The following is a 23,734-nucleotide window of genomic DNA, read 5'->3' on the forward strand; positions in this document are numbered from 1 at the left end:
CGACCCCTGCACCAGGTCGCAGGGGAAAGAGACGACGAGCCTTCAGGAGGTCAGGTCGGCCAGACGTACGGCTGCCTCATCGAGGAGTGCGACGAGGGTCTTCACCTTGCGGGGAGGCAAGCGGAACACCGGGGCAGATGCGTTGATCGCCAACCGCAGCCCGCTCGCCGAGGGAACGGCCACGGCCACCGAGGCCACGCCCTCCTCGCTCTCCTCCCGGTTCGTTGCATAGCCCTGCTTCGCGACAAGATCCAGTTGTGCGAGGAGCTCGGTCTTGGTACGGATCGACTGCGGAGTCACCTGTGAGAGTTGCTCGTCGGGGTAGAGACGGTCCAATTGTTCTCGCGGGAGCTGCGCCAGGAGAACCTTTCCCGTGGAGGTGCAATGGGCCGGCATCTCCTTGCCCAACCGTGAAGCGACTCGCACCGCCGTCGTCGGTTCCGCGACCGGGGTCGTGCCCGACGTGAACCAGATCCAGCTCAGCCCCGACATCGCCCGTACCGTTCCTCGACGCGCGCACGAGGTGCTCGGTATCGTGACCGAGAGCTGGAGCCCGCTCGGCCGCGGGCCCGAGCTGCGGGAGAACCCGACGATCGTGCAGATCGCGGCGGACGTCGGACGAACGGCGGCACAGGTGGTGCTCCGCTGGCACGTGCAGCAGGGCCTCGTGCCGGTGCCGAGATCGTCAGACCCCAAACGCCTGGTCGAGAACCTCTCGGTCTTCGACTTCCGCCTTAGCACCGACCAGATGGCCACGCTTGCGTCCCTCGACAACGGCGAAGCCGCCGCGCGGGACTCTGACCTGCCCGAGAACGGTCATTAGTCCACCAAGAACACCAAAATCGTCACCGATCTGGTAAATTCAGCGCGCTCTGGAGACGCAGCAGAACGCCTCGCGCGGCTCCTGGACATTCGACTACACGCAGGACCGGCTCTCCGCCATCATGCGCTGCACACACGACCGCTGCCTCGAGACCGCCGACGAATACGGCTCGCCAGGCTTGCCCGGTGGACTTCGGCGACTGCGCGAAGCAACTGACCGGCGGCGAAGGTGATGGCTCGAACGTAGGCGCGATCTGCCTTGCTCGCCTCACCTTCGGCTCGCTCGACAGCCGCGTCCAAACCATCGCGAAGTCGCGTGCACTGCAGATGGCGGCGAGGGAGAGAGTAAGTTCTGCAGTGTGCCCGATCGGGAACAGGGGGTGGGCTTTAGTACCCCTGCCCGAATTCGCGAAGTCTGGGCCACAGATCGCCGCCGACGACGCCGAAGACCCCTACGTCCGCCAGCATGCCGCCGAAGCCCTGCTTGAGATCAACGAAGACCGGAAAGTCAACGGCCGCTACCTCGCCGTCAAGACCCGACAGAACCTCGCCCGCCTCACCGACTTCGCCGAACACACCCGTCGGTTTCCCTGCCTCTTCCGCCTCGATCAACGCCACCTGTGCACCCCTATCAGCGGGAGCGAGGGTCTCGGGAAGCTTCTCAAGCCGACGGGCAACTCGCTCGGCAGTGCTTGCGAATCGGCGGTACGGACGACCCAACTGTTCGCTCGTGTTGGGGTCCTGGCCGTGCCCCATGAGACGGCGGAGCTGCTCCTCGCTGACCTCACCACCGGGTTCGACGGCGCCAGAAATGTACGCGAGACCCGATCCGAGCCATGAGCCCGGCGGCGTGCTGTTCAGTCGTTCAGCCGGTGGAGCCAGTAGCCGGGTTCGCGGCGCTCGTGGGCGTAGGCGAGGATCAGGATCGTGTCCGGCTCCACCGTGTAGACGATGCGGTACGGGTATCCGCGAACGGCCTTGCTGCGGATCACGGTGCCATCGTCAGCGGTCGTGAATGGTGGGGCGGCGTTCGGCCATTGGTCGAGGTCTTTCCGGGCTTGCCTTGCTCGGTCGATGAGCGCAAGGCCGATCCCTGGCTCCTGGTCTTCGTACCAGCGCACGGTGGCGTCGAACTCCGCGACGGCCTCGGGGTGCTCTCGCTGGGCCAAGGTCATGCGGTGAGCAAGGCGCGCAAACGCTCGTAGTGCTCGTCGGCATCCACCAGATCGACCGCACCCTCACGCACCTCGGCCAGTCGCCGGGTAGCCTCGGCACGCCAGGCTGCATCGACCTCGCTCTCGTCGTCTGCATCATGGAGGCTTTCGAGCAGGGCGTTAGCGACGACCGCGCGCTGATCGGCGTCGAGCGCGAGGCCGTCTCGGATCAGAGTTGCGGTGTCGGGTGTCATGTATTCAAGTGTACGTCGAACGGCCGACAATCGCGCTGGGCGTCTGTGGCTCGGGTTGCGGGGCTGCTGTGAACGTCACGCCGACGCGACGTGCTGCTGATGCTCATAGGCCGCGTGCTGGCCCGTCATGTCGCGGGTCGTTGCGCCGCGGGTCGCGTTCGGTCGGCTCGCGGAGTTGCCGTTCGCGTTCGGCGAGTGCTTGCTGCCTTGCTTCGTGCTCGGCGCGGGTGGTTTCGATCCGTGCGGCGGCGTCGCGGATCGGTAGCGCGCGGAGGTAGTCGGCCTCGGCTCGGAGCGCGGTGGCTTGCTGGTGCGCCTGTCCTGCTTGCTGTGCTGGGTTCGGCAGTCGCATCCCGACCCGGTGGCGCATCACCGCCTGCGGCCCGTACTCGCTGACCAGCAACGCCCGGCGTTCCTGCTCGTGCCGCTGCCGCAACTCGTCACGGTCGGCTCGCGCGGCCTCGACGTGCTGGGCGGCGTCGATCACGCGGGGATCGGCCTCGGCGCGACGCTCGGCCTGTCGTGCCGCCCACTCGGGCAGGGTGTCGGTGGTGCGGGGTGGTTCGCCCCATGTTTCGCGCACCCGTGCCCGAACCGTCCGGGTGTGCTCGCTCGTCTGGCGGTGCTCCGCGCGGGCCTTGCGCCTGCCGAGCCTGCCGACGGTGGCGAGTCGGCTGCTTGCGGCGGCCTCGCGCTCGACAGCATCGAGATAGGTGGTGCCGTCTGCCTCGGCCTGCACCGTCAACGGTTCCGCGATTTCGGCACGGATGCGCGCCGCCTCGTCCTCGGCGTGGCGGAGCACGTCGGCGTGCTCGTCGTCCTCGGTCTTGTGTGTTGCGCGCTGGGCGTCGAACCTGGCAGCGGTCTGCTCCCAGCGTTCCGCCGCACGTTCGGCTCGTTCGGCTTCGGCGGTGAGGCGGGCGAGTTCTTCGGTGATGAGCTGCACGGGGCCATCGCTGACGAGGCCTTGCACGGCGTCGATGGCTTGGGCGGTGGCGTGGTCGAGGCCACGGTCTGCCGGGTCGCGTTCCATCGCCTCAACGAACCGCGCCCGCGCATCCGCCATATCAGCGGCGACGACGTGGAGTTGGTTCTGTTGGCGGCCTCTCGTCATGCCGACGTAGACGCCTGCCGCGCTCGTCGCCTCCGACAAGGCCGTGTGGGAGGCATCGACGGTTGCGCCTTGGACGCCGTAGGCGGTCGCGGCATACGACAGGTGCGCCCACTCGCTCACGTACTCGGCGGGGAGGGCGACGGTGCGGCTGTGCTTGCCTCCGCCGCTGACTTCGCGGGCGTAGACGCTGCCCTCGTCGGTCACATGCTGCACGATCCATTGCTGCCGGTTTGCCACGCCGAGGTCGCTGCTGTTCTTCCGGGTCTGGATCAGGTCGCCAGCGCCGATGCTCAGCCCGTCGCTGCCGGTCGTCGTCATAGTGTCGTCGACCTCGCCGCGCTCGACCCGCCCGGCGCGGATGTGCTCGTTCAGCTCGGTGGCCTCGTCGTTGGTGGCGACGGTGATCGCTTCGCCGTCGTGGGCGTGGGCGGTGATGTGCTCGCGGGCCGCTTCCTCGTCGGCATGCAAGGTCACGAGGCCCATCGTGGCGAGTCGGTCGAACACGTCGCCGGGGTGCTCCCGGTCACGCATGACCAACGTCAACGCCGCATACTCGGCATCGGTGAACCTGTGGAGTTCGGTCATGTCGTAGGTACGGCCACGAATCTGGGCGGCCATGTCGAGCACCCCGCCGCGCCCGACCGCCGGGAGCTGCGCCCGGTCGCCCACGAACGCGACCGACGCGCCTGCCTCGGCGGTGACGGTCAGCAGAGCGAGGGCGGTGTCCTGGTCGAGCATCCCCGCTTCGTCCACGATCACCCGCTCACCCCGCGACAGCACGGCGTCGTTTGGTGGGCCGGTGTAGATGTTCCCGGTTGCAGGGTCGGTGTCGCCGGGTGCGAGGCGTGTCCATACGCCGTCCTCGTTCCACCGCCACCCATGCGCATACACGAGCGCCGCGACGGAGGTTGCGGGCACGCCGAGTTCTTCGTGGGCGACCTGCGCCGCACGCAACGTCGGCGCAACCACCCGCGAGGATCGCCCGTGCTCGGCTGCAACCTCGATGGCGACGCCGAGCATGGTGGTCTTGCCTGCGCCCGCCGCGCCCTCGACAATCACGAGCGGGTTGGTCGAGGCGACGGCAGCGGCGGCCACGGTCTGCCCGGTGTCGAGTCCGGCGGCTTGCGCAGCGTCGGTCACGTCGGGGTGCTTCGGCTCCCGTTCCGGCGTCGCGGCGGTGAGTTGGTCGCGGAGTGCGGTCTCGGCGGCGACGACGCCAAGGCTGGTGAGGTGGGCGACGTGCTCGGGTTGCACCATGCCCGGCGGCAGCACCGAGAAACAATCCGAGGCGGCGAGTCCGGTGGCGAGGTCGATGAACTCGCGCAACTCCGCCGGGGTCGCTTGCACGCCTGCCTCGGTGGTGATGCGGGTGACGTGCTCTCGCACGGTGTGCGGTGCCCAGGTCGATGCAGCCGCCGCGCAGCGATCCAGCGCACGACTGGCGACCTGTTGCACGCTGAGGTCATCCAGCGATGCCGGCGCAACGGTGTCGGGGTGCTGCAAGCTCTCGGGGTGGTAGCCGGCGTCTCGGAGTTCCTGCTGCCACCACTGCTCGTTCTTCAAGTCCGCCGGTTTCTTGCCGGGCCGCTGGAACGCCCACGCCGCGTCCTGCATCCGAGCGGTCAACACCGGGCCGGGCGTCTCGCCGGGATGCTTCGCTTGCCACTCGGCCTCCATGCGTTCCAGGTTGCGTCTGATCTGCGCCGACCGCTTCGACATGACGGCGTTGAACGGCTCCAACTCCACAACCTCACCGCTTACGGGGTCGAGGGTCAGGCCATGCTCGGAGAGCGTGGCGGCGAGCTGGGGGTGCGCGGCGATCACCGCCGTACCGAGAGCACGGATCGCGCCCTGCTGCTGGAACAACGCCGCCGTGGTCAGCGCCCGCCACTTCCCGCCCGCCCACACCCTCGTGCCAATCTGGAAATGGATATGCCGGTGCGGATCACCCGCACGACTCGTCTTGTGCGTGATCGCGACGGTCTGCATGTGCTCGACCGGCAGCACCTCCTGCGCGCCGCGCGGCCCCGCCAACGTGACCGAATGCTGACCAAGGAAGTGCTGAATCTCCCGCGCCGCATCCCGCTGCGTCGCGTCCAACGCCTCGGACACGTCCGGGTGGAGTGCGGCGGCGACCGACAGGCTCTTCGGCGCGTTGATCGTCATCTCCGCGAACAACGGCGACCCCCGACGCACCTTGCCCGGCTTGCGCGGGGTACCCATCGACTCCCCGGTGTCCGGGTTCACCCAATCGACCCAGGCTTCGTACTCATCCGCCGACAGCGACCGAGCAGCGGTGACCTCGCCGGTCGCGTCGATCACGGCGTACTCGGCCACGGCCTGGTCTGCGCCGAGGTAGTACTCGTCAGCGCGGGAGCGGTCGGCCTCGACATAGGCGCGCGCGGCAGCACCGCTGCCGTGGAACAGCTTCACTCCACCCTTCACTCTGGCCTCCCTCACGAGTCGTCTCGTGAGAGAGGTGCGCACTACGGCCCCGCCGTAAAATACGTGCCTCACTGAGATAGGGGGCAGATGACTGATGGAGCCGAGCGTCAGCGCGAGAGCGTCGCACAGAGTGTCGCTGGCAAGAGTTGGCGTCACAAAGTTCGAGGGAACTTTCGGAGTTCGGTTCGATGAAGTGACTAGTCTTCTCGGCGAACTTCGTGACCTGATTACTGCCCGATGAGTCTTCGGGCAGCGGTGACGACGGAGGCACGGCGGCGTGCGTGTTCGGCGTCGCTCTCGGCTCCGGTGATCATGCGGGCGACCTGCGGTACCGCTGACCACCATCCGGCGAGTGAGAGCACGAGGAACATCAGGTGGTCGGCGTCGAGGTCGCTCGTTACTGTGCCCTTGGCCTGTCCGTCGGTCATGGCGGCGACTTTGTATCCGTAGTATTCGCGCCGCTCGGCCTCGTCGGGTACTTCGGTGTCGAAGACGAGCCCTTCCCAGCGCATGAGCCTGCCGAGTTCGGGGTGCTCGCGGTGGTAGTCGTAGACGCGCCCGGCGTAGTCGCCCACGTCCTCGGTTGCGAATGATTCGACGGGCACGTCGCGGGCTACCTTCGCCAGTTCCTCGCGCAGTACGGTGGCGAAAAGTCTGTCCTTGCCCCCGAAGTGCGTGTAGACGCGCTCCTTGTTCACCCCGGCGGCCTTGGCGATGCGCTCGATGGTCGTGCCGTGCGGCCCGTGCGCGGCGAACTCGGCCACCGCCGCGTCGAGGATGCGGCGCTTCCTGCCCTCAACATCCCAGCCCATCGTTCCCACCTCCCGTCTCGTGCGGTAAACCCAACGCTCACGTTGCGTCTTCGCGCGTCCGGACGGTCCGAGGATCGCGGTGCCGGCACGTTCGACATGCATGACCTGTAGGTCGGAGTATCCGCCCCAGTTCAGGACCTGGACCTTCTCGATGCGGAACTGCCCATTGATTAGCATCAGGACTCCTCGTCAAGGAGCTGGGCTGAGTTTTCGGTGCCATTCCCGTCATTTGCGGTGGCGCCTGCCCCGAGCCGGTATGCCGCTTCCAGCCGCGTCAGTTCATCGACACCGACAAGAGGTACCACGACTGGCGAGATCGTGTAGAGGTAGTCGGCGTCAGGGTCCTGGTTGAGCAGCCGCAGATCCTGCAGCTGCCGGATGGCGGCGGTGACGCGACGATCGAACTTCGCCTGGTCGCCGTCGTCATCCTGGCGGTAGGCGCTAAGGAACTCGTCGATCTGAGCCCGGGTGACCACGACGAGCTCGTCCTGGGGGTCGGCGTGGGCGCACTCCTGGCAGAGAAAGATGAGCAGGAACGAGGCGTCGCGACTGAGCGGGCGATCTTTGCGGAGGATGCGGGGAGTGTCCTCCTCCATGATCTGCCGTTTGAAGGCTCTTCGGACATTCGGTGGGGGTGAGGCTTGCCGGGTGGGGTTCGGCGGGTAGGGGTCGAGGTCCCCGAGGATCAGTAGCGCTAACTGTCTGATCTTCACGAGGACCTCGACGTGCTTCACCCTACTTCGGGGTGCGCTTCCGCGCGCTCTGCCGCTGATCCGTGTTCCCGCTGCGACGTTCTGCTGGGTCTTCCCGATGTCCATGTCGAGCGCGTCGACCGTCGCGACGGGCTGCTGGTGGTGACGGTCTCGACGCCAGCGGCGCCGACCGGCTGCCCCTCGTGTGGGGTCGTCGCGACCGGCCGCGGACGCCGTCGACGGGTGCTTCATGATGTGCCCGCGACGACGCGGGTGCGGATCGTATGGCGGCAGCGGGTCTGGCGGTGCGACGAGGTGGGATGCGCGCGGCGGACGTTCGTGGAGCAGCTCCCGGGTCTGGTCGCCCGGCGCGGGTCGATCACCACGCGCGCCGTCGGCTGGGCGATCGGGCAGCTGCGCCGCGAGCACGCCACCGTGCACGGTATCGCCCGTCAGCTCGGCACGTCGTGGAAGACGGTGTGGCGCGCTGTCGAGCCTGAGTTGGAGCGGCTCGCGGCCGACGAGTCCCGATTCGAGAACGTCACCACGCTCGGTGTCGATGAGCACATCTGGCATCACGTCGACCCCCGCAAGCGCGGTCCGAAGGAGCTTACCGGGATGGTCGATCTGAGCCGCGACGCGGACGGGAAGACGCGGGCCAGGCTGCTCGACCTGGTGCCGGGCCGCTCCGGGAAGGCCTACGCGTCCTGGCTCGCCGAACGCGGCGAAGCGTTCCGGCAGAACGTGAAAGTCGCGGCTCTTGACCCGTTCGCCGGCTACAAGACCGCGATCGACGACCAGCTCGAAGACGCCACGGCCGTGCTGGACGCATTCCACGTCGTCAAGCTCGGCACCGCCGCCGTCGACGAGGTCCGCCGCCGCGTCCAGCAGGACACCCTCGGGCATCGCGGTCGGACCGGCGACCCGCTCTACGGGATCCAGACCATCCTCCGCGCCGGCGCCGAGAACCTCACCGAGAAGCAGCGGACCAGGCTCGCGGCAGCGATCGAGGCCGACCCCGCGCACGACGAGGTGTTCGTCGCATGGCAGTGCGCCCAGCAACTGCGTTCCGCCTACCACCAGAAGGACCTCGCCGAGGGCCGCCAGATCGCGGAGAAGGTCGTCGACACATTCCACACCTGCCCGATCCCCGAGATCGCCCGCCTCGGCCGCACCCTCCGCCGCTGGCGAGCCGCGTTCCTGGCCTACTTCACGACCGGACGATCATCGAACGGCGGCACTGAGGCCGTGAACGGGATCATCGAGCTGCACCGCCGCCTCGCCCGCGGCTTCCGCAACCGCGACAACTACCGGCTCCGCATGCTCCTCGCCGCCGGCGGACTCACCCCATGACCCCCACCGAATGTCCGAAGAGCCAGTTGCCGGCACCGGGGGAGAGGGGCCCAGCGCTAGGGCGTGTTGATCAAGAAGGTGCGGGGTGGCCAGCCGCCGCGAGTTGCGCGGGAGAATGGGCGTGTGAAGATCCAGGTGCTGCATATCGAGGATTGCCCGAATTGGCAGGAGGCGGGCGATCGAGTACGGCTGGTGCTCGACTCGATCGGACGGGGCGATGTTCCGGTGGAGTTCGTGTTGATCCGCACCGAGGCTGAGGCGGTGAGCTCTGGTTTCGCGGGCTCGCCCACGATTCTTCTGGACGGTCAGGACTTGTTCCCGTCCCAGGGGAACACTGCCGACTTGGCGTGCAGGGTCTATCTGACCGAGCGCGGCTTTGCGGGTGCGCCGACGGTGGGACAGCTTGAGCGCACGCTGCAGGAGCGCGAAGCGCTCAGCGGAGATCGGTCTTGATCCAGATCAGCGCCGCGGCGAGGCTGACGGCGGCTCGGTAGTTGAGGGCGAGTTTGTCCGAGCGCATCGCGATGCCGCGCCACTGCTTGAGACGGTTGAAGCAGCGTTCTACGACGTTGCGTCCCTTGTAGCGTTCCTTCTGCTTGTCGCCGAAAGCGATCGGCCGGCCCGGCTTCTTGCGGCGGTGCGCGATCTGGTCGTCCCGCTCGGGGATGGTCGCCGCGATCCTCCGGTCGCGGAGCCAGGCGCGGTTCGCCCTTGAGGGGTACCCCTTGTCGGCGAGCACCCGGTCGGGGCGGGTGCGGGGGCGGCCCTTCCCGTCGCGGGGAACGCGGATGTTCTCCAGCACCGCGCTCATCATCGTGGTGTCGTTGATGTTCCCGGCGGTGATCATCATGCTCAGCGGCCGGCCGCGGCCGTCGCAGACCAGGTGCAGTTTGGTCGTCAGCCCGCCGCGGGAGCGTCCGATCCCGTGATCAGGCGGCTCGGACCACGGATTCTTGTGATTCGGCACAGCCCCCTGTGTCCCGGGCGAGGGTCGCGCCGTGCTGATGCACGCGCGCGATCGTGGAGTCGATCGAGACGACCCAGTCGATTTCCCCAGCGGCGTCGGCCTGCTTCTGCACCTCGGTGAGCAGCTTCTGCCAGGTGCCGTCCCCGGCCCACCGGTTGAACCGCTTGTAGATCGAGTTCCACTTCCCGAACCGTTCCGGAACGTCACGCCACGGCGCACCGGTCCGGTACTTCCACGCCATCCCCTCGATAGCGAGCCGGTGATCCGTCCACGGCCGCGACCGACCGGTCACCGTCGGCATCAACGGCTCCATCACGGCCCACACCTCGTCAGAGATCTCCTGTCGCGTCACCGTTCAAGACTCACCCACCGAGGAGCGGAACCTCTTGATCAACACGCCCTAGGCGGAGGCCTTCGCCTTGGCTTTCTCGATCTGATAAACCCGCTGCTTGCTGATCCCGAGTACGCGGCCGACGTCGGGGGCGGAGTACTTCTCGTTCCTGAGCGCGGTTACCACGGCGCGGCGACGCTCCGCGGCGCGGGCCTGAGCCCGACGCGCCTCAGCTTCGTCCTTCTCCGCCTGTGCCCACTCGTCGAGCAGCTGCTTAGGGGCGCGCACGTCGACGGTGACGGCCACCTCGGCGGGGTCGACGTTGAGCCACATCGCAGCGACACCCTGGGCCTCGCGATCTACCTCGTCGAGAGAGGCTGCCTGCCCTCCGGTGCCGAGTTCGGGGATCTCGAACACCCACCAACGGCCTTCGCGCTCGACGCTGACGGCGAATGTCTGTGTCATCGCGTCCTCCCTCTCACTTCCAGGCCTGGGGGAGTGTCGCCCCGGCCCTCTCGATCTGTCGCAGCACGCCCGCTGAGACTTCCTTGTGCCCTGCCGGGATCGAGGCTTTCTGCGACTCGTCGGGCAGGCCCCATAGTTCGTGGCTACCCTGACCATCGCGCAGATAGACCCAGCCGATGCTCTTCAGGTGCTTCAGCACGTCTCGCGTTCGCTGTGCTTTCATGAGTCTAGTCTAGACCCCCCTTGCCCGCAAGTCAAGGGGGTCTTGCCTTTTTGGTATTGTTCTTCGGTTTCAAACTCGGTGCCACACAGGCCGCAAAGGATCGGGCCCGCGTCGATCACGGCGTTGGATGCGCGGATCTTGCGGCTGCAGCTGCACACGGCCGTGCGGCCGTTGTTGCTCTTGGTCTTGCCCTCCGCGTCAGGCGATTCGCTTCGACGGTAGGCGGTGATCGCCGCCGTGAGCTGCGCAACCTCGGCCGCGTACGTCTCGGCGGTTCCCGTGGGCACGGTGGTGACTGACCATCCGATGCGGGGATCTTTCTCGAGCGTCAGACCGAAGCTCTCTGCGATGCTCCGAAAAGCTGCGTTGTGGTAGCGGCCCTGTCTGCTGGTGTCTTTGATTCCTCGCGTGTTCGCGGCGCCGTGGGCGGCTTCGTGCAGAAGTGTGCCGAGCACGTCCACGCCGCCGCGTGAGAGTCCTTCACCGCCGATGAACAACTCGTGCACCACCTCGTCACCACGCACCCACCGATCGGGGGCGAAGTGGCCGAGATTCACGCCCTTGACCGTGCGACCGGACGCGAGGGTAACGACGACCTCCGGCACGTCGCTGTGGCGCTGCTGAATCGCGGCCCAGGTGCGTTCGATCGCTGCGACCAGGGGAGCGGAGGTGCCCTCGCCCATCACACGGCCTCCGAGACCGGCGGAGAGTCAATATTGAGGGTTGCGCTATTCGCAAGCACGCGTCGATCCGCTCATGCCTTTGAGCGACAGCTAGCTGTATGAGGCCATGACGTTGCTGACTCGCGTCGGTGTCGCAGAGGCGGGCGGTTGCCCGTCGTGAGCGCCGTGGGGACGGTGATAGTTGTAGTGCCGGTTCCACACTTCGAGCGCGGCAGCGCGTTCGGCTTCTGAGCGCCAGATGCGCGCGTAAAGAAACTCTTCGGCGAGGATCCGGTTGTAGCGCTCGACTTTGCCGTTGTGTCGAGGCGTGTATGGCGTGATGCGCTGGTGTCGACTGTTCCCGACTGCGTCGTGGAAAGCTGCGGATCGGTAGCAGGAACCGTTGTCGGTCACGACCCGCTCGATCCCGGCGATGCCGTGCTTGGCGAACCAAGCTCTTGCACGTCCGAGGAACGCGACGGCAGTGGCGGCTTTCTCGTCCGGCAACGCTTCGGTGTACGCGAGTCGGGTGTGCCCGTCGATGGCCGAATGCAGGTAGACGTACCCAGTCTTCGTACCCCGGGTCTTCTGACGTGCGACAGCTTTGGCTTTCTCGCTGCCTTTGCCGTGCACACGCCACCCGCCGCCATCAGGGATACGACCGACCTTCTTCACGTCCAGGTGCACCATGTGGCCGGGACGTTTGGTGGTGATGCGTTGCGGTTCCCGATTCAACTCGCCGTTGGGGTCAATATACTTGCGCTGGTTCAGGCCCAGCTGCGCGAGGAGCCGGGTGATGGTGCGACGACTGACCGGTGTTCCTGCTTGCTCGAGCTCGAATGCGATACGGGACGCTGGCCATTTCTGTTCTCGTCGCATTGACTCGATCTGCTCCACGAGGCGGCCAGGCGTTGCAGATGGTTGACGGATCGGCGACGACGAGCGGTCCTGTAGACCGAGCTTCCCGAATCGTTTGTATCTGTTGACCCATTTCGAGGCGGTCGCGCGGGAGATCCCCATCTCTGCGGCAACATGAGAAATAGGTCGAGTCCGACAGCGCGCGACGAGTCGACGACGACCTTCGACCGTCAGTGGCGAATTTGCGTGCGTCACTTGACCACCTCGCTCTCGACGGGTGCAATCAGCCGAATAAGCGGAACTGCGAGCAGCAGTGCCGTGGTGGTCGCGAGCGCGGCTACCCAAACGGGTCCGAGCGCGCCCGGCATGACGCTGAGTGCGGCGGAGGCGAGCACGGGACCGGCGGCCGCGCCAACGTTGAGTGCCGCTGTCGCGTATGACCCTGCCATGGTGGGTGCACTCGCCGCGGCATAGAGCACTCGTGTGATCAGCGTGCTCCCGACGGCGAACCCCACCACACCCTGAGTGAATACGAGCCCGAGCAGGGCAACGGGGTTCGTTGCAAAGAGGGCCAGCGCGACCCACCCGAGCACCAGAACGCTGCCACCACCGACGATGACGATCCTGGGTCGGGCATCCGAGAGTCGTCCCGCAACGGTGACGCCGATGAAGGAGCCGACGCCGAAGAGCACAAGGGCCAGCGGTACCCACCACTGGCTCAGGCCGGCGGTGTCCGTAACGATCGGCGCGAGATAGGTGAGCGTGGCGAAGGTGCCGGCATTCACCAGGGCAGCGAGCAGCATCGTTAGAACGAGGCGCGGCGAGGACAGCTGCGCCAGTTCCACACGCAGCGAGGTCGAGGACGACTCCTCCCTTGACGAGTCGTGAACTTGAGTGTTGAAGCCCGCGGCAATGCCGATCGCAGCGGGGACGCAGAGAAGAGCGATCGCCCAGAACGTCGACTGCCAGCCGAGTGCCGTTCCAAGCAGTGCACCGGCGGGGACGCCGGCGACGGTGGCGACGGTGGTACCCGCCAGCAGAACCGCCACGGCCCGCCCTTTGGCATCGGGTGCTACGAGTCTCGTCGCCGCACCCAAAGCGACCGCCAGGAAGCCTGCATTCACGATCGCCGCGATCACGCGCGTGATGAACAGAACCGTGAAATCCGGCGTAAGTGCCCCGACGACGTGGGATAGCGCGAATACGATCGCGCAACCCAGGAGTGTCGCCTTCACGGGGAGGTGACGAGTGAGCGCGGCCATCGCCGGTGCACCGATCACCATCCCTGCGGCGAACGCCGATGTCAGGAGACCAGCGGTCCCCACGGAAACGCTGAAGTATGTGGAGATGTCGGGCACGAGGCCGGCGAGCATGAATTCGGAAGTACCCATGGCGAAGACCACCAGGGCAAGAAGATAGAGAGCGAAAGGCATCGAGATAGCTCCGAAGCGAGAGTACGAACAAGAGAACGTCTCGTCACCACGGTCAGCGCCCAGAGGGCACCCGGATGCCGTGCTGCGCGCAGCACTGGGCAACAGAGAGCTAAGGGCTCAGCGGAGGTGAGGGGCTGACGGCGTGACCGAAAGCCCCTGAGTGTCCGATTCAGGGCTCGACATACCGCTCACCTTACCTGGCTGCGCCGCCAGCCCCAAGAAGTGTCAACAACCTCCTGGCCAGCAACAGCTAGCAGATCGTCGTCCGCCGAGTGTGGTGGGCTTGTACCTCTCCTCTGTTGCGGAGATCTCCGGGCAGGCGCGTCCCGCTGACGAGAGCCACAAACTCCAGGCGGAGTCTCTTCGGTGGTTGCTCTGATCACGTCGTTCGATACACTCGGAATGTGCATTTGTACTTCCTGTGACGGCTGAGTAAGGCCTACCGCGCTCGTTGAGTCATCCGAGCCTGCGGCGGCCGCTCGTTCTCGACCCTGCACGGGTCGCCGTCACCTTGCGCACCCTCGCACGCTTCATAGCCGTGCGGTGCGTCGTTTCCGAAGGATACGAATGCTCTCCCTCAACACCCCTCTACCAGCGCGCCATCGCGCGCAGCTCATCGCCTCCGACGTCTCCGTAACGCGCGGAGCCACCCCCGTCCTCAGCCACGTCGACCTCACGGTCACGGCCACCTCGCGAGTAGCGATCGTGGGCGAGAACGGCCGGGGGAAGTCGACGCTCCTGCACGTCCTCAGCGGCGCTCTCACCCCGGACAGCGGAGTAGTGCAGCGACTCGGGACGGTCGGCATAGCCGAACAAGAGATGCCGACCGGCGGCAACCGCACAGTGGGCCAGGCGGTCGCGGAAGCGATCGCGCAGCCGCTCGCCGCCGTTGCGGCCCTCGATTCGGCCGCGGTGTCACTCGCCGCAGGCGTCCCCGGCGCCGAAGAACGATACGCCGCCGCATTGGAACACGCCGAAGTCCTCGATGCGTGGGATGCCGAACGGCGGGTGCAGATCGCGTTGGAAGCACTCGACGCCGAAACGGAGCCATCCCGGCGCCTGGACGACCTCTCCGTCGGGCAGCGCTATCGAGTCCGTCTGGCGTGCCTGCTCGGCGCCGACGACGATTTCCTGCTCCTCGACGAACCCACAAATCACCTCGATCGAAGCGGCCTCGAGTTTCTGACCACGCAACTGCGGTCGCGAAACGGCGGCGTGGTCGTCGTCACCCATGATCGCGCGCTGCTCTCCGACGTCGCGGAGACGATCGTGGACCTCGACCCGACCCCGGATGACCGGGTGCGCGTGTACGGCAACGGTTATGCCGGCTACCGCGAGGGCCGGCGCGCCGAGCGCGAACGGTGGGAGCACGAATTCGAGCGACAGCAGACCGAGCTCGCGCGGCTGCAGGACAGTCTCAGCTCGGCGCAGAACCGACTCGTCTCGGGGTGGCGACCAGAGAAGGGAACCAACAAGCACGGACGGGCCACGCGCGCGGGCGGGCTCGTGCAGAGCGTGCATCGCCGGCAGGAGCAACTCGAAGCGCACGCGGTGACTGTTCCCGAGCCGCCGCAAGTGTTTCGCTTCCCGGAGCTTGCGACCCGAACCGGAGCGGTGCTGTTGAGCGTGGAGGACGTGACCGTGACCGGCAGGCTTACGCGCCCGGCGGCGTTCTCTCTGTCACACCGCGGGCGTCTCGTAGTGACCGGACCCAACGGGGCCGGCAAGTCCACACTGCTGAGCGTCGCAGCGGGAGACCTCCGCCCGGACACCGGCACCGTTCGTCGCCCGCAGAACGTGCGGCTCGCTTTTCTGCGCCAAGAGTCGGAGCTGCCGCTGGATCGTCGCGCGAGCGAGTTCTACGCAGCCCACGTCGACGCGCTCGTTCCATCGCGTGAGGCAGTCGGTCTCTCGCAGCTCGGGCTCCTGCGCGCCCGCGAATCGAGCAAGCGGATAGGTGAGCTGTCGATGGGCCAGCAACGGCGCCTCGAGCTGGCCCTGGTGCTCGCCACCAAGCCGCACGTGCTCTTGCTCGACGAACCGACCAACCACCTATCGATCGCGCTCGTCGACGAACTGACCGACGCGCTCAACGCCACCCAAGCGGCTGTTGTCGTATCCACCCACGACCGGCAGCTTCTCCGCGACGTCGAAGGCTGGCCGGCACTGCAACTGGAAGCTACGACCGAAAGCGAGGCGCTCGTATGACCCGCGAGACTCCCGACCGGCTGCGGGCGCTGCGCCCTCTCGCTACCCGCGACTACCGGCTGCTGTTCGCGGCCGTCGGTATCGAAGTCTTCGGCACCGGCATGTGGACCATCGTCATGGTGTTTCAGGTGCTCGCACTCGACGACAGCCCCCTTGCCCTGTCAGCCGTCGCTACCGGGCTCAGCCTCGGCCTCTTCGCTTTCTCGGTCCTCGGCGGGGTGGTAGCCGATCGCTTCTCGAAGCGGCGGATCATCATCACCGTGCAGGGACTCACCGCGGCGGTCATGGCCGCCGTCGCGGTGCTGTCCCTCACGGGCGCGATCGAGTTGTGGCATGTCGGGCTCGCCTCGTTCGCCATGGGCGCGGGTAGTGCGTTCTTCTACCCGGCCTACAGCGCCTACCTCCCCCAAGTACTACCGCCCGAACAACTGCTCGCCGCAAACGGGCTCGAAGGGGCTCTCCGGCCCTCGATGGGGCAGGGCCTCGGACCCGCCCTCGGAGGGATCATCGTCGGGGCGTTCTTCCCCGCCATCGGAGCGGTCATCGTCGCCGCGTCCTACGCAGTCGCGTTCGTCATCACACTGTTCCTCAGCCGCCGGGAGGAAACCACCGAACCGGAACAGTCGCAGCAACGCACGAGCGTGTGGGGCGACCTCAAAGCCGGGGTCCGCTACGTCGCCCGCACCCGCTGGCTGCTATGGACCCTGATCTTCGGATCATCCCTCGCGCTCATCATCCAGGGCCCAATCGAGGTACTTCTCCCCTTCCTCACCCGCGACCGATTCGACGACGCCGAAGCAACGTTCGGACTACTACTCGCCGCCTACGGAATCGGAGGCGCCATCGGATCGCTCATCGTGTCGTCACTCAAACTGCCCCGGCGATACCTGACACTGATGATCGGCCTCTGGGGCGGCGGTACCCTCCCGCTCGTGCGCATCGGCCTCGCCAACAACCTAATAGTGATGCTCGCCACACTGTTCGCGGTCGGAGCTGCCACAGGAGCCGGCGTGGTGATCTGGGGCACACTGCTTCAACGCCTCGTGCCACCCGAAATGATCGGCCGTGTCGCCAGTCTCGACTTCTTCGTCTCCATCGCGTTCATGCCCGTCTCGATCGCCATCGCCGGGCCCCTATCGCTGATCGTGCCGATACCAGCCATCTTCATCGTGGCCGGCGTCGCGCCGACGCTGCTCGCCATCGTCGCGCTTCTAGCCGGACGCATGCGGGACGTCGAGACGAGACACCCCCTGGACACTTGACCCAGCGCCGCACTGCGTCCCTGATTGTTAGCGTCCTGGAAGGAATTGACTCGGCTTGGAGTTCTCGGGCCGCGGCTGCCTGAACCCACTCCGATGTGCCCTCAGCGGGGGAGGAAATCTGCTCTCGCGGCGACGAACTCGGAATTGTCGCGTTGCGAGAACTGCGACCATCGGCTCGCTGTCTGCGGCGTGATTCCCATCTGAACGGCCACGATAGCGGCGGGGAGGTCGCTAGCGAGGGCGAGCATGGCGTAGTTCCGGGCGATCCGCGGGCTGACCCCGGCCCGCGCTATCCACCGTCCGAGGGTCGTGGGATGGATCGGCTCGTGGTGTCGTCGGGGAGATGGGAATAGATACGATCCCTCACCGGCTCGCCGAGTCGCCCCCGGATTCTGCTCAGCTTCTTTCACGAGCTGCGCGAAGAGTTGAGCGACCGAGTTCGGGATCTCGATGGGTTCTGTCGATAGCGCGAGATACGTTCGTCCTCCGGCTGTACTGGTGTCGACAGTGGTGAGCCGGTGGATGCGGTCGGTTCGAGCTCCGTAAAGGAGCACGAGCAGCGCGGCAACCCTGGTCGCGAGGCTCACCGTGTCGTCCGACCCGGCGATAAACGTGCGGACCAGAGCGTGATGCTCGTCCTCCCCGCTGACCTCGCTCGGCCTGGCCTGCTGTCCGCGCTCGACGCGGAGTCCCGGATACTGGCCGGTGGACCTGAGCCACGAGATGAACGGTGCGATGTCGCCGGTGCGGGCTGCGTTGCCGCCGACCCACCGGTCTAGGACCTCCTGTGTCAGCGCGGAGAAGCCCGCCCCTTCTTGCTCGACGTGCTGCAGGAGTCGCGCGGCCGCGCGGATCCGTTCACGCGCGGAATCTGCGACACCGACCGTGGTACGGCGGCGTCCTGCCCGCCGCCGCACAGTCCGCAGCACCTTCCATTGTGCATAGGGAGTGATCTCGGCGGCATGGTGTGAAGGAAGCTGGATCAGGTACTCGTCGACCCATGTTTCGAGCCGCTCAGTCTGCTCATCTCGTACCGGGAGAACGCCGACGTCGACCAGGAGCGCACGGAGATGATGTCGCGCCTGCCCAGGCGGACACGCGTCAACGCGCGCATGCGTGATCGACTCTTCCGACCCGATCGCTCGGAGCAGAGCTCTCGGGGTGGGCTTGAGCAGCCATCTCATGGTCGAGTCCACGCGACCTCGATAAACGAGCGCGTCCGGGAGCCCGGCCAAACGCCCGGGGATCACCCCCGTCGCGGACGCGAGGAGGTCGCCGGCGGCTCGAACGACGGAGCAGCGGATGCAGGTGTTCTCGAAGTGCTGCTCACCCGGGGCGCCACACGTGGCACAGACGTAGTCGCGCGTCGACCCTGCACACGGCCCGCAAACGCGCTCCCCTCGGTCATCGCGACCGATGAGCGCTTTCACCTGCCCACAAGACCCGCAGCCGTCGGGGTGGCGGAGCTCGCGTCGATAGCACACGCCGCATATAGACCCGAGGGGCCAGGTCGTATGAACCGCGCGCTTCTCACCGCAGATGGCGCACTCGGCGATGGGGGTGCGGTAGCAGCTGTGGCACAGATCTGCTACGCCATTCTGGTGGCGGGTTGCGACGCGTCGCTCCCGTCCGCATTGTCCGCACGCTCTGACCGGTGCGGAGTAGCAGCGCTGGCAGAGATCCTGACCGTCCACGATGGCGGTGACGTGATCGACACGGCCGCATCCCGCACACGCCCGCTTAGGGCGCGCGCAGTGCCCGCAGAGTGGTGCGCCGTCCTCGGCTCGAGCGCTGGGCGCACGGATGCGACCACAGCGCGAGCACTCCATACGTCGGCTGACGTTGTAGCACGGTCGGCAGAGCCCTCCACCGTCGGGGAGTCGTTTCACCCGCGGGGCGCGGCTTCCGCACTCGGAGCAAGGATGCTCCGGCACCACGGTCATTTCGAATGCCCGGGCCGATTGATCGTCGTTCGGCGGGCGGATACTCGGCTCTTCCGCGGGATGACTTCCCCGGAAGCCTTCCTGGCGGACGCCTCGACGATGCGGGGTTCGATGAGGTCGTTGGGTGTGCACTCAAGGATGTCGCACAGCGCGATCAGCGTAACCATGCTCAGGCGCTGCGGCTGACCCGTCACCAGCCGGTAGGTCTGCTCCCGGGAGAGCGCGACACCACGCTCAGCGAGCAGCGGCTGCAGGTCCGTCGTGGCGAACATTCCACGCTCCGCCATCTTCGCTCGCAGATGCCAGACGTAGTCCATCTCTTTCACCGTGCTGCCTCCTCGAAGTCGGCGCCGTAGCGGGTGTGAATAGCTTGGGTGAGCAGCCGGTTCCGGTACTCGTTAGAGACGCCGACGTAGATCGCGGTCGTCGAGGAAAACGAGTGCCCCACCTGCTCCTGAATGAACCGCTCCGGGTAGTCGAACTCCACCAGGTGCGTCACGTACGAGTGCCGCAACGAATGCAGATCCAACGAAGAGTCGATCCCCGCGGCATCACGAGCTGTACAGAACGCTTCGTTCGCCGCACGCCTGCTCAGCCTCGTGCCCCGTTCGGTCACCCACAGAGCAGGCGACGAACTCGACGATGACGACAACGCCGGCCGAACCTCATCGAGGTAGTGCGCCAGCGTCTCCGCGATCCAGCCCATCTCCGGAACGGTGAGCACCGTGCGCCGCTTCGACGGGCCCCCGCGGCTCGCTTTGCCATGGCGCACCGACAGTGCACCGAATCGGTCTAGGTGCGGCAGCTTCGCGTTGCGGCGGAGATCCACGAGATCAAGCATGACCGCCTCACGTCTTCGCAACCCGAACGCATAGACGCACTTGAGAAGCGCGGCGTCCCGCACGGCCTGAACCGCACCCTTTCGCCGTCGCGACAGGATCCGTGCGGCGAGCCCGTCGGCCGCATCGAACAGCGCCTGGACTTCGTCGAATGTCAACGGTCGCCGCGCGGCATCGCCCTCGTACTCGCTGACATGCACAATCGAGTTGTCCTCATGGAACACCTGTCTGGGTGCAGCGCCAAAACGCGCTTCACACTCGGACAGCCAGGGATATCGAGGATCAGTGATGTACTCGCAGAACATCTTGATGTCGATCTCGTATCCACGCAGCGTCGATAGCCGCAACGGCTTCACGCCCGAGCGCAGCTCACTGATCCACGCCTCCGCCTCCGCCGGCGTCCATTGCCACGGGTACATACCCGTGAAGTCCACGAACCGGCGCACGAGCCGCTCTCTCGCCGCAATCGTCGGAGCCTTCAAGAAGCGAGCAATCTGCTGGGCTCGCCACCCATTCAACATCCCGTCGAGCACGGCTCCCTCAGGGTCAAGATGAATGACATTCCGCGCGGAGACGAGCCGCTGCGCAGACGATGGATCAACTTCAAGCACATCCTCATGATGCATCCAATACAACATTGATGCAAATGAAGTACTCTGGGTGATCAAGAGTGGCGCAGAGACCCCCGGCCCCCTCGACATCCTTCTTGAGCTCAGGCTCTACCGCGCGGGCGATCGCGCTTCGCGCGTTGCATCGGATGGCAATATCGCCCGTTTTGCGATCGCATCGATGAGGTCCGGGCGAAACCCTGTCCAGGGCGCCATGCCGGGAACTTGGACCACCGGAAGCTGCGTCGAGCCTCCCGCCTGCGCCACTCGCCGCGCCGTCGCCGCCGCGTCGAGGTCTGCGTCGACGTCAACGGACTCGAACGCGATTCCCCGCTCGGTGAGCGCTCGGCACGTTGCCCTGCACTGCACGCATCCCTCTCGGCCGAACACTTGCACCTCGCCGGCTTCTGTCGCACTCATCGTCCCTGCCCCTTCCCCCTCACGTTCTTTTGCCGTGAAGGCGACTAGGGCGTGTCTCTTAAAGCCTTGAGCCAGATGGTGATGGCGCGTAGGACGACGCCGCCGCGATAGGTCAGGGCGAGTTTGTCGTAGCGGGTGGCCAAGGCGCGCCATTGCTTGAAGATGTTGAATCCGCGCTCGACGACGTTGCGGCGCTTGTAGGCCTCGGTGTCGTAGGTGACCGGGCGACCACCCTTGGCGCCGCGGCGCTTGCGGTTGGCGATCTGATCATCGCGTTCGGGGATGACGGCCTGGATGCCGCGCCGGCGCAACAGCTTGCGGTTGGCCCGGGAAGAGTAAGCCTTGTCACCCAGCGCCCGGTCGGGCCTGGTGCGTGGCCGGCCCCCACCCAGGCGCGGTACCCGCAGGGCGTTCATCACGTGCTCGAACATCGGGGAGTCCCCGCCCTGCCCGGGCCCGAGCAGCATCACCAGCGGCCGCATGTTCCCGTCGCACAGGTGGTGGATCTTCGTCGACAGGCCGCCGCGGGAGCGGCCGATGGCGTGATCAGGCGGCTCGATGCGCAGATTCGTGTAATTCGTCAGGTCCCCCTGTGTCCCGGGGCAGGTTGGTGGCGTGCTGATGGGCGCGGTTGATCGTGGAGTCCACCGAGACTTCCCAGTCGATCAGCCCGGCGGCGTCGGCATGGGCCAGCAGGACGCTGTGGATCTTGTCCCACGTCCCATCACCGCTGAAGCGGCGGTGCCGCTTCCACACCGTCTGCCACGGCCCGAAGCACCCGGGTAAGTCCCGCCACGCGATCCCGGTCCGGTAGCGATAGATGATGCCCTCCACCACGGTGCGATGATCGGCGAACGGCCGACCACGACGCCCCTGCGAGGACGGCATCAACGGAGCAATCAGCTCCCACTGCGCATCAGTCAGCAACTCCGTTCGAGACACACACCGAGCGTTCCAGCGACCAGCCCAAACCTTTGGGAGACACGCCCTAGTCGCTTTCCAGGAGAACTGGCTCTTCGCGCGGATGGCGAGCGACGTCTTGCCGAGTCTTTCCAGGATGATGATCGGGTTCATCGGCGCTGTGGTCATCGGCGTGGTCGTGGGGTTCGTTCTCGGTCAGGCGCACCGCCTCCACGCGATGTTCGCACCCGTGCTCGAGTTCCTGCGCGCGATCCCTGCGGTCGCGTTGATTCCCCTCGTCATCATCGTGCTGGGCCTCGACGACACCGCGAAGGTGATTCTGATCACCTTCATCTGCCTCTGGCCCGTGCTCCTCAATACCGAAGCTGCAATCAGAGGAATGGACCCCGGACTGCGCGAGACCGCCCGGGTGTACGGCATCCACTGGTTCCGCTACGAGTTGCAGGTCGCACTTCCCGCGGCAGCTCCGCAGATCTTTGCCGGAATGCGCACGAGTCTTTCGCTCGCGCTCATCATGGTCGTCGTGAGCGAGATGATGGCGGGAGGCAACGGGATCGGCGTCTTCGTTCTTCAGTCGCAGAGGTCGTTCGCGATCACGGACATGTGGTCGGGCATCGTGCTCATCGGGATCTTCGGGTACGTGTTCAACCTGCTGCTCATCGTCGTCGAGAACCGGGTGCTCGCGTGGCACCACGGCGCGAACACCGCCGTGGAGTGACACCGCGGTCGAGAGGACGCCCTCACACCTCGATGCCGCCGCACCACACACGCAGAACGCGACGCGCGGCAGCGATGTCGGTGAGCGGATCGCCGTCCACCAGCACGAGGTCGGCTCGCAATCCGGGGGTGATCGCCCCCCGATCGTCGAGTGAGAACGCGTGCGCGGCCGTCGAGGTGGCAGCGCGCAGCGCTTCGGCTGTTGACAGGCCGGCGTCCACGAGCAGAGCGAGTTCGTCGTGCATGCTCTCGCCGTATGGCGGCATTGCCCGTTCGAGGAGCCCGATGTAGGCGTCTTCGTCGTGCATGCTCTCGCCGTATGGCGGCGATGCCCGTGTGAAGGACCCGATGTTGGCGTCGGTGCCGGCCAGGACCGGAACGCCCGCGGCATGCATCGCGCGCGTGCTCTCGTGGGCGTGTGCATAGCTCACACCGGGAACGCCCGCTGCGGTGAGATTCGCGGCGACGCCTTTCATCACCGTCAAGGTCGGGATGAACACCGTGCCCTGGGCGAGCATCGTCTCAGCCGTCGCATCGTCGAGCGCGCGGTCGAGTGGAGCATGGGTGATCATGTCGGCCCCCGCAGCGAGGCTCATACGCACAGCTTCGTACAGGGCTGCGTGCGCGATGACCTTGAGCCCCCGCGCGTGCGCAGCAGCCACGAGTGCATCGAGCACGTCCTGGGTGGGACCGGGCAGATCGGCGATGATCTTGATGTAATCCACCCCGTCTGCCACCTGCACCTCGACGAACCGCTCCGCCTTGTCGGGGGAATCGACCAGCGCGACGTCCGGATAGGTCGGAATGCGGCTGTGCGTGCTGCCCTGAGATGTCGCCGCCATGCCGGCGGTGCGGAAGTCAGCGACTCCCCTCAGTCCCCGCAACGACTGGAACTGTGATGCGGGCCATGTCGCCATGTCCAGGCCGGTGGTGACACCGTACGTGGCGAGCGTCTCGAGGGACTCGCGCCCCTTCAGGTGCATGTGACAGTCGATCAGGCCAGGAAGGAGCACCGTACCTTCCGCGTTGACGACAGCGGCACCGACGACGACCGCATCCGCTGATACGTCACCGATGCGCCCGTCGGGCTGGACGACGACCGTCGTGGGGGCGCTCAGACTGTGTCCGTCGAAGACCCTGGTGTTCGTGATCGCGGTCGCAGAGACTGCGCCGAGCGTGGAATCCGTCATGAACTGCTCCGTTCGAGGAGATGTAGATACGAGACATTATT

General features: G+C 66.4%; 26 protein-coding genes. 7 read left to right on the top strand and 19 right to left on the bottom strand.

The genetic code is table 11. The features are described from left to right. Nucleotides 1-42: 42 nt before the first annotated feature. Nucleotides 43-492, bottom strand: coding sequence for an IclR family transcriptional regulator (locus tag IZR02_RS17210; protein WP_084423838.1), 450 nt, complete (start codon nt 490-492; stop codon nt 43-45). Here IZR02_RS17210 and IZR02_RS18145 point away from each other — a divergent pair. Together IZR02_RS18145 and IZR02_RS18065 are read left to right on the top strand one after the other, a co-directional pair. Further along, entirely contained in the window at nt 374-823 is a 450-nt protein-coding gene (locus IZR02_RS18145; protein ID WP_024476682.1) for an aldo/keto reductase, read from the top strand. The two genes, IZR02_RS17210 and IZR02_RS18145, sit on opposite strands and share 119 nt — an antisense overlap. Before the next feature lie 49 nt (nt 824-872). Continuing rightward, the gene (locus IZR02_RS18065) at nt 873-1,055 is read left to right on the top strand and encodes a hypothetical protein (protein ID WP_168212703.1); all 183 of its coding nucleotides are present in this window, start codon (nt 873-875) and stop codon (nt 1,053-1,055) included. A gap of 154 nt (nt 1,056-1,209) precedes the next feature. Here IZR02_RS18065 and IZR02_RS17225 read toward each other — a convergent pair whose 3' ends face one another. The 6 genes from IZR02_RS17225 to IZR02_RS17250 form a co-directional block, all read right to left on the bottom strand. Beyond that, nucleotides 1,210-1,788, bottom strand: coding sequence for a relaxase domain-containing protein (locus IZR02_RS17225; RefSeq protein ID WP_174524654.1), 579 nt, complete (start codon nt 1,786-1,788; stop codon nt 1,210-1,212). After that, a complete protein-coding gene (locus IZR02_RS17230; RefSeq protein ID WP_217316628.1) occupies nt 1,680-1,997 on the bottom strand; it encodes a type II toxin-antitoxin system RelE/ParE family toxin in 318 nt (105 codons plus the stop codon). The genes IZR02_RS17225 and IZR02_RS17230 overlap by 109 nt, the downstream gene beginning before the upstream one ends. Next, nucleotides 1,994-2,230, bottom strand: coding sequence for an addiction module protein (locus IZR02_RS17235; RefSeq protein WP_024476685.1), 237 nt, complete (start codon nt 2,228-2,230; stop codon nt 1,994-1,996). Before IZR02_RS17235 ends, IZR02_RS17230 begins: the two co-directional genes overlap by 4 nt. A 103-nt stretch (nt 2,231-2,333) precedes the next feature. Beyond that, a complete protein-coding gene (mobF, locus tag IZR02_RS17240) occupies nt 2,334-5,777 on the bottom strand; it encodes a MobF family relaxase (protein ID WP_254385472.1) in 3,444 nt (1,147 codons plus the stop codon). 239 nt (nt 5,778-6,016) lie between these two features. Further along, nucleotides 6,017-6,601, bottom strand: a complete 585-nt coding sequence (locus IZR02_RS17245) for a TetR family transcriptional regulator (protein ID WP_024476687.1) — start codon at nt 6,599-6,601, stop codon at nt 6,017-6,019. A 176-nt stretch (nt 6,602-6,777) separates the two neighbouring features. Further along, nucleotides 6,778-7,419 carry a DUF4194 domain-containing protein gene (locus IZR02_RS17250; RefSeq protein ID WP_254385474.1) on the bottom strand — a complete coding sequence of 214 codons (642 nt, stop codon included), beginning with the start codon at nt 7,417-7,419 and terminating at the stop codon, nt 6,778-6,780. On the opposite strand from IZR02_RS17250, the gene IZR02_RS17255 reads away from it, so the two are divergent. Next, nucleotides 7,327-8,646, top strand: a complete 1,320-nt coding sequence (locus IZR02_RS17255; RefSeq protein WP_425411851.1) for an ISL3 family transposase — start codon at nt 7,327-7,329, stop codon at nt 8,644-8,646. The two genes, IZR02_RS17250 and IZR02_RS17255, sit on opposite strands and share 93 nt — an antisense overlap. 123 nt (nt 8,647-8,769) lie before the next feature. Next, nucleotides 8,770-9,099, top strand: a complete 330-nt coding sequence (locus tag IZR02_RS17260; protein ID WP_026095586.1) for a hypothetical protein — start codon at nt 8,770-8,772, stop codon at nt 9,097-9,099. On the opposite strand, the gene IZR02_RS17265 is transcribed toward IZR02_RS17260, so the two are convergent. From IZR02_RS17265 to IZR02_RS17290, 6 genes are all read right to left on the bottom strand, one after another. After that, nucleotides 9,080-9,926 (bottom strand): IS5 family transposase gene (locus IZR02_RS17265; protein WP_438803954.1). Its coding sequence is split into 2 segments (ribosomal slippage): nt 9,080-9,578 and nt 9,577-9,926, totalling 849 coding nucleotides; the frame shifts between segments, so codons are not numbered across the junction. The genes IZR02_RS17260 and IZR02_RS17265 overlap by 20 nt on opposite strands. Before the next feature lie 87 nt (nt 9,927-10,013). Next, nucleotides 10,014-10,409, bottom strand: a complete 396-nt coding sequence (locus tag IZR02_RS17270; RefSeq protein ID WP_045245690.1) for a hypothetical protein — start codon at nt 10,407-10,409, stop codon at nt 10,014-10,016. A gap of 13 nt (nt 10,410-10,422) precedes the next feature. Beyond that, nucleotides 10,423-10,632, bottom strand: a complete 210-nt coding sequence (locus IZR02_RS17275; protein WP_045245688.1) for a type II toxin-antitoxin system HicA family toxin — start codon at nt 10,630-10,632, stop codon at nt 10,423-10,425. Then, on the bottom strand, nt 10,629-11,315 hold the full coding sequence (locus tag IZR02_RS17280; RefSeq protein ID WP_254385476.1) for a hypothetical protein: 687 nt from the start codon (nt 11,313-11,315) through the stop codon (nt 10,629-10,631). The genes IZR02_RS17275 and IZR02_RS17280 overlap by 4 nt, the downstream gene beginning before the upstream one ends. 90 nt (nt 11,316-11,405) lie before the next feature. Next, nucleotides 11,406-12,407, bottom strand: a complete 1,002-nt coding sequence (locus IZR02_RS17285) for an IS481 family transposase (protein WP_217316631.1) — start codon at nt 12,405-12,407, stop codon at nt 11,406-11,408. Then, the gene (locus IZR02_RS17290) at nt 12,404-13,585 is read right to left on the bottom strand and encodes a Cmx/CmrA family chloramphenicol efflux MFS transporter (protein ID WP_217316632.1); all 1,182 of its coding nucleotides are present in this window, start codon (nt 13,583-13,585) and stop codon (nt 12,404-12,406) included. The genes IZR02_RS17285 and IZR02_RS17290 overlap by 4 nt, the downstream gene beginning before the upstream one ends. Nucleotides 13,586-14,152: 567 nt before the next feature. Between IZR02_RS17290 and IZR02_RS17295 the strand changes: the two genes are divergently transcribed. After that, on the top strand, nt 14,153-15,793 hold the full coding sequence (locus IZR02_RS17295) for an ABC-F family ATP-binding cassette domain-containing protein (RefSeq protein ID WP_184219691.1): 1,641 nt from the start codon (nt 14,153-14,155) through the stop codon (nt 15,791-15,793). Next, a complete protein-coding gene (locus tag IZR02_RS17300; protein WP_217316633.1) occupies nt 15,790-17,055 on the top strand; it encodes an MFS transporter in 1,266 nt (421 codons plus the stop codon). The genes IZR02_RS17295 and IZR02_RS17300 overlap by 4 nt, the downstream gene beginning before the upstream one ends. A gap of 101 nt (nt 17,056-17,156) precedes the next feature. Here the strand turns inward: IZR02_RS17300 and IZR02_RS17305 are convergent, their stop codons facing one another. The 5 genes from IZR02_RS17305 to IZR02_RS17325 all read right to left on the bottom strand — a co-directional run bounded on the left by IZR02_RS17305 (nt 17,157) and on the right by IZR02_RS17325 (nt 21,807). Continuing rightward, entirely contained in the window at nt 17,157-18,251 is a 1,095-nt protein-coding gene (locus IZR02_RS17305; protein WP_071329987.1) for a hypothetical protein, read from the bottom strand. A 743-nt stretch (nt 18,252-18,994) separates the two neighbouring features. Continuing rightward, a complete protein-coding gene (locus IZR02_RS17310; RefSeq protein ID WP_071330018.1) occupies nt 18,995-19,315 on the bottom strand; it encodes a helix-turn-helix domain-containing protein in 321 nt (106 codons plus the stop codon). Nucleotides 19,316-19,320: 5 nt separating this feature from the next. Continuing rightward, entirely contained in the window at nt 19,321-20,463 is a 1,143-nt protein-coding gene (locus tag IZR02_RS17315) for a tyrosine-type recombinase/integrase (RefSeq protein WP_071330019.1), read from the bottom strand. A 93-nt stretch (nt 20,464-20,556) separates the two neighbouring features. Beyond that, complete coding sequence (locus IZR02_RS17320) at nt 20,557-21,018, bottom strand: glutaredoxin domain-containing protein (protein ID WP_367997130.1); 462 nt, start codon at nt 21,016-21,018, stop codon at nt 20,557-20,559. Next, a protein-coding gene (locus tag IZR02_RS17325; RefSeq protein WP_156172673.1) for an IS5 family transposase occupies nt 20,910-21,807 on the bottom strand; the annotation gives its coding sequence in 2 pieces (ribosomal slippage) (nt 20,910-21,446 and nt 21,448-21,807; 897 coding nt in all). Before IZR02_RS17325 ends, IZR02_RS17320 begins: the two co-directional genes overlap by 109 nt. A 115-nt stretch (nt 21,808-21,922) precedes the next feature. Between IZR02_RS17325 and IZR02_RS17330 the strand changes: the two genes are divergently transcribed. After that, nucleotides 21,923-22,504: an ABC transporter permease gene (locus IZR02_RS17330; protein ID WP_217316635.1), complete on the top strand. Its 582-nt coding sequence runs from the start codon at nt 21,923-21,925 to the stop codon at nt 22,502-22,504. Nucleotides 22,505-22,526: 22 nt separating this feature from the next. On the opposite strand, the gene IZR02_RS17335 is transcribed toward IZR02_RS17330, so the two are convergent. Continuing rightward, the gene (locus IZR02_RS17335) at nt 22,527-23,693 is read right to left on the bottom strand and encodes an amidohydrolase family protein (protein ID WP_217316636.1); all 1,167 of its coding nucleotides are present in this window, start codon (nt 23,691-23,693) and stop codon (nt 22,527-22,529) included. Nucleotides 23,694-23,734 lie beyond the last annotated feature (41 nt).

The organism is Microbacterium paraoxydans (assembly GCF_019056515.1).
In the GTDB taxonomy this organism is placed as follows: domain Bacteria; phylum Actinomycetota; class Actinomycetes; order Actinomycetales; family Microbacteriaceae; genus Microbacterium.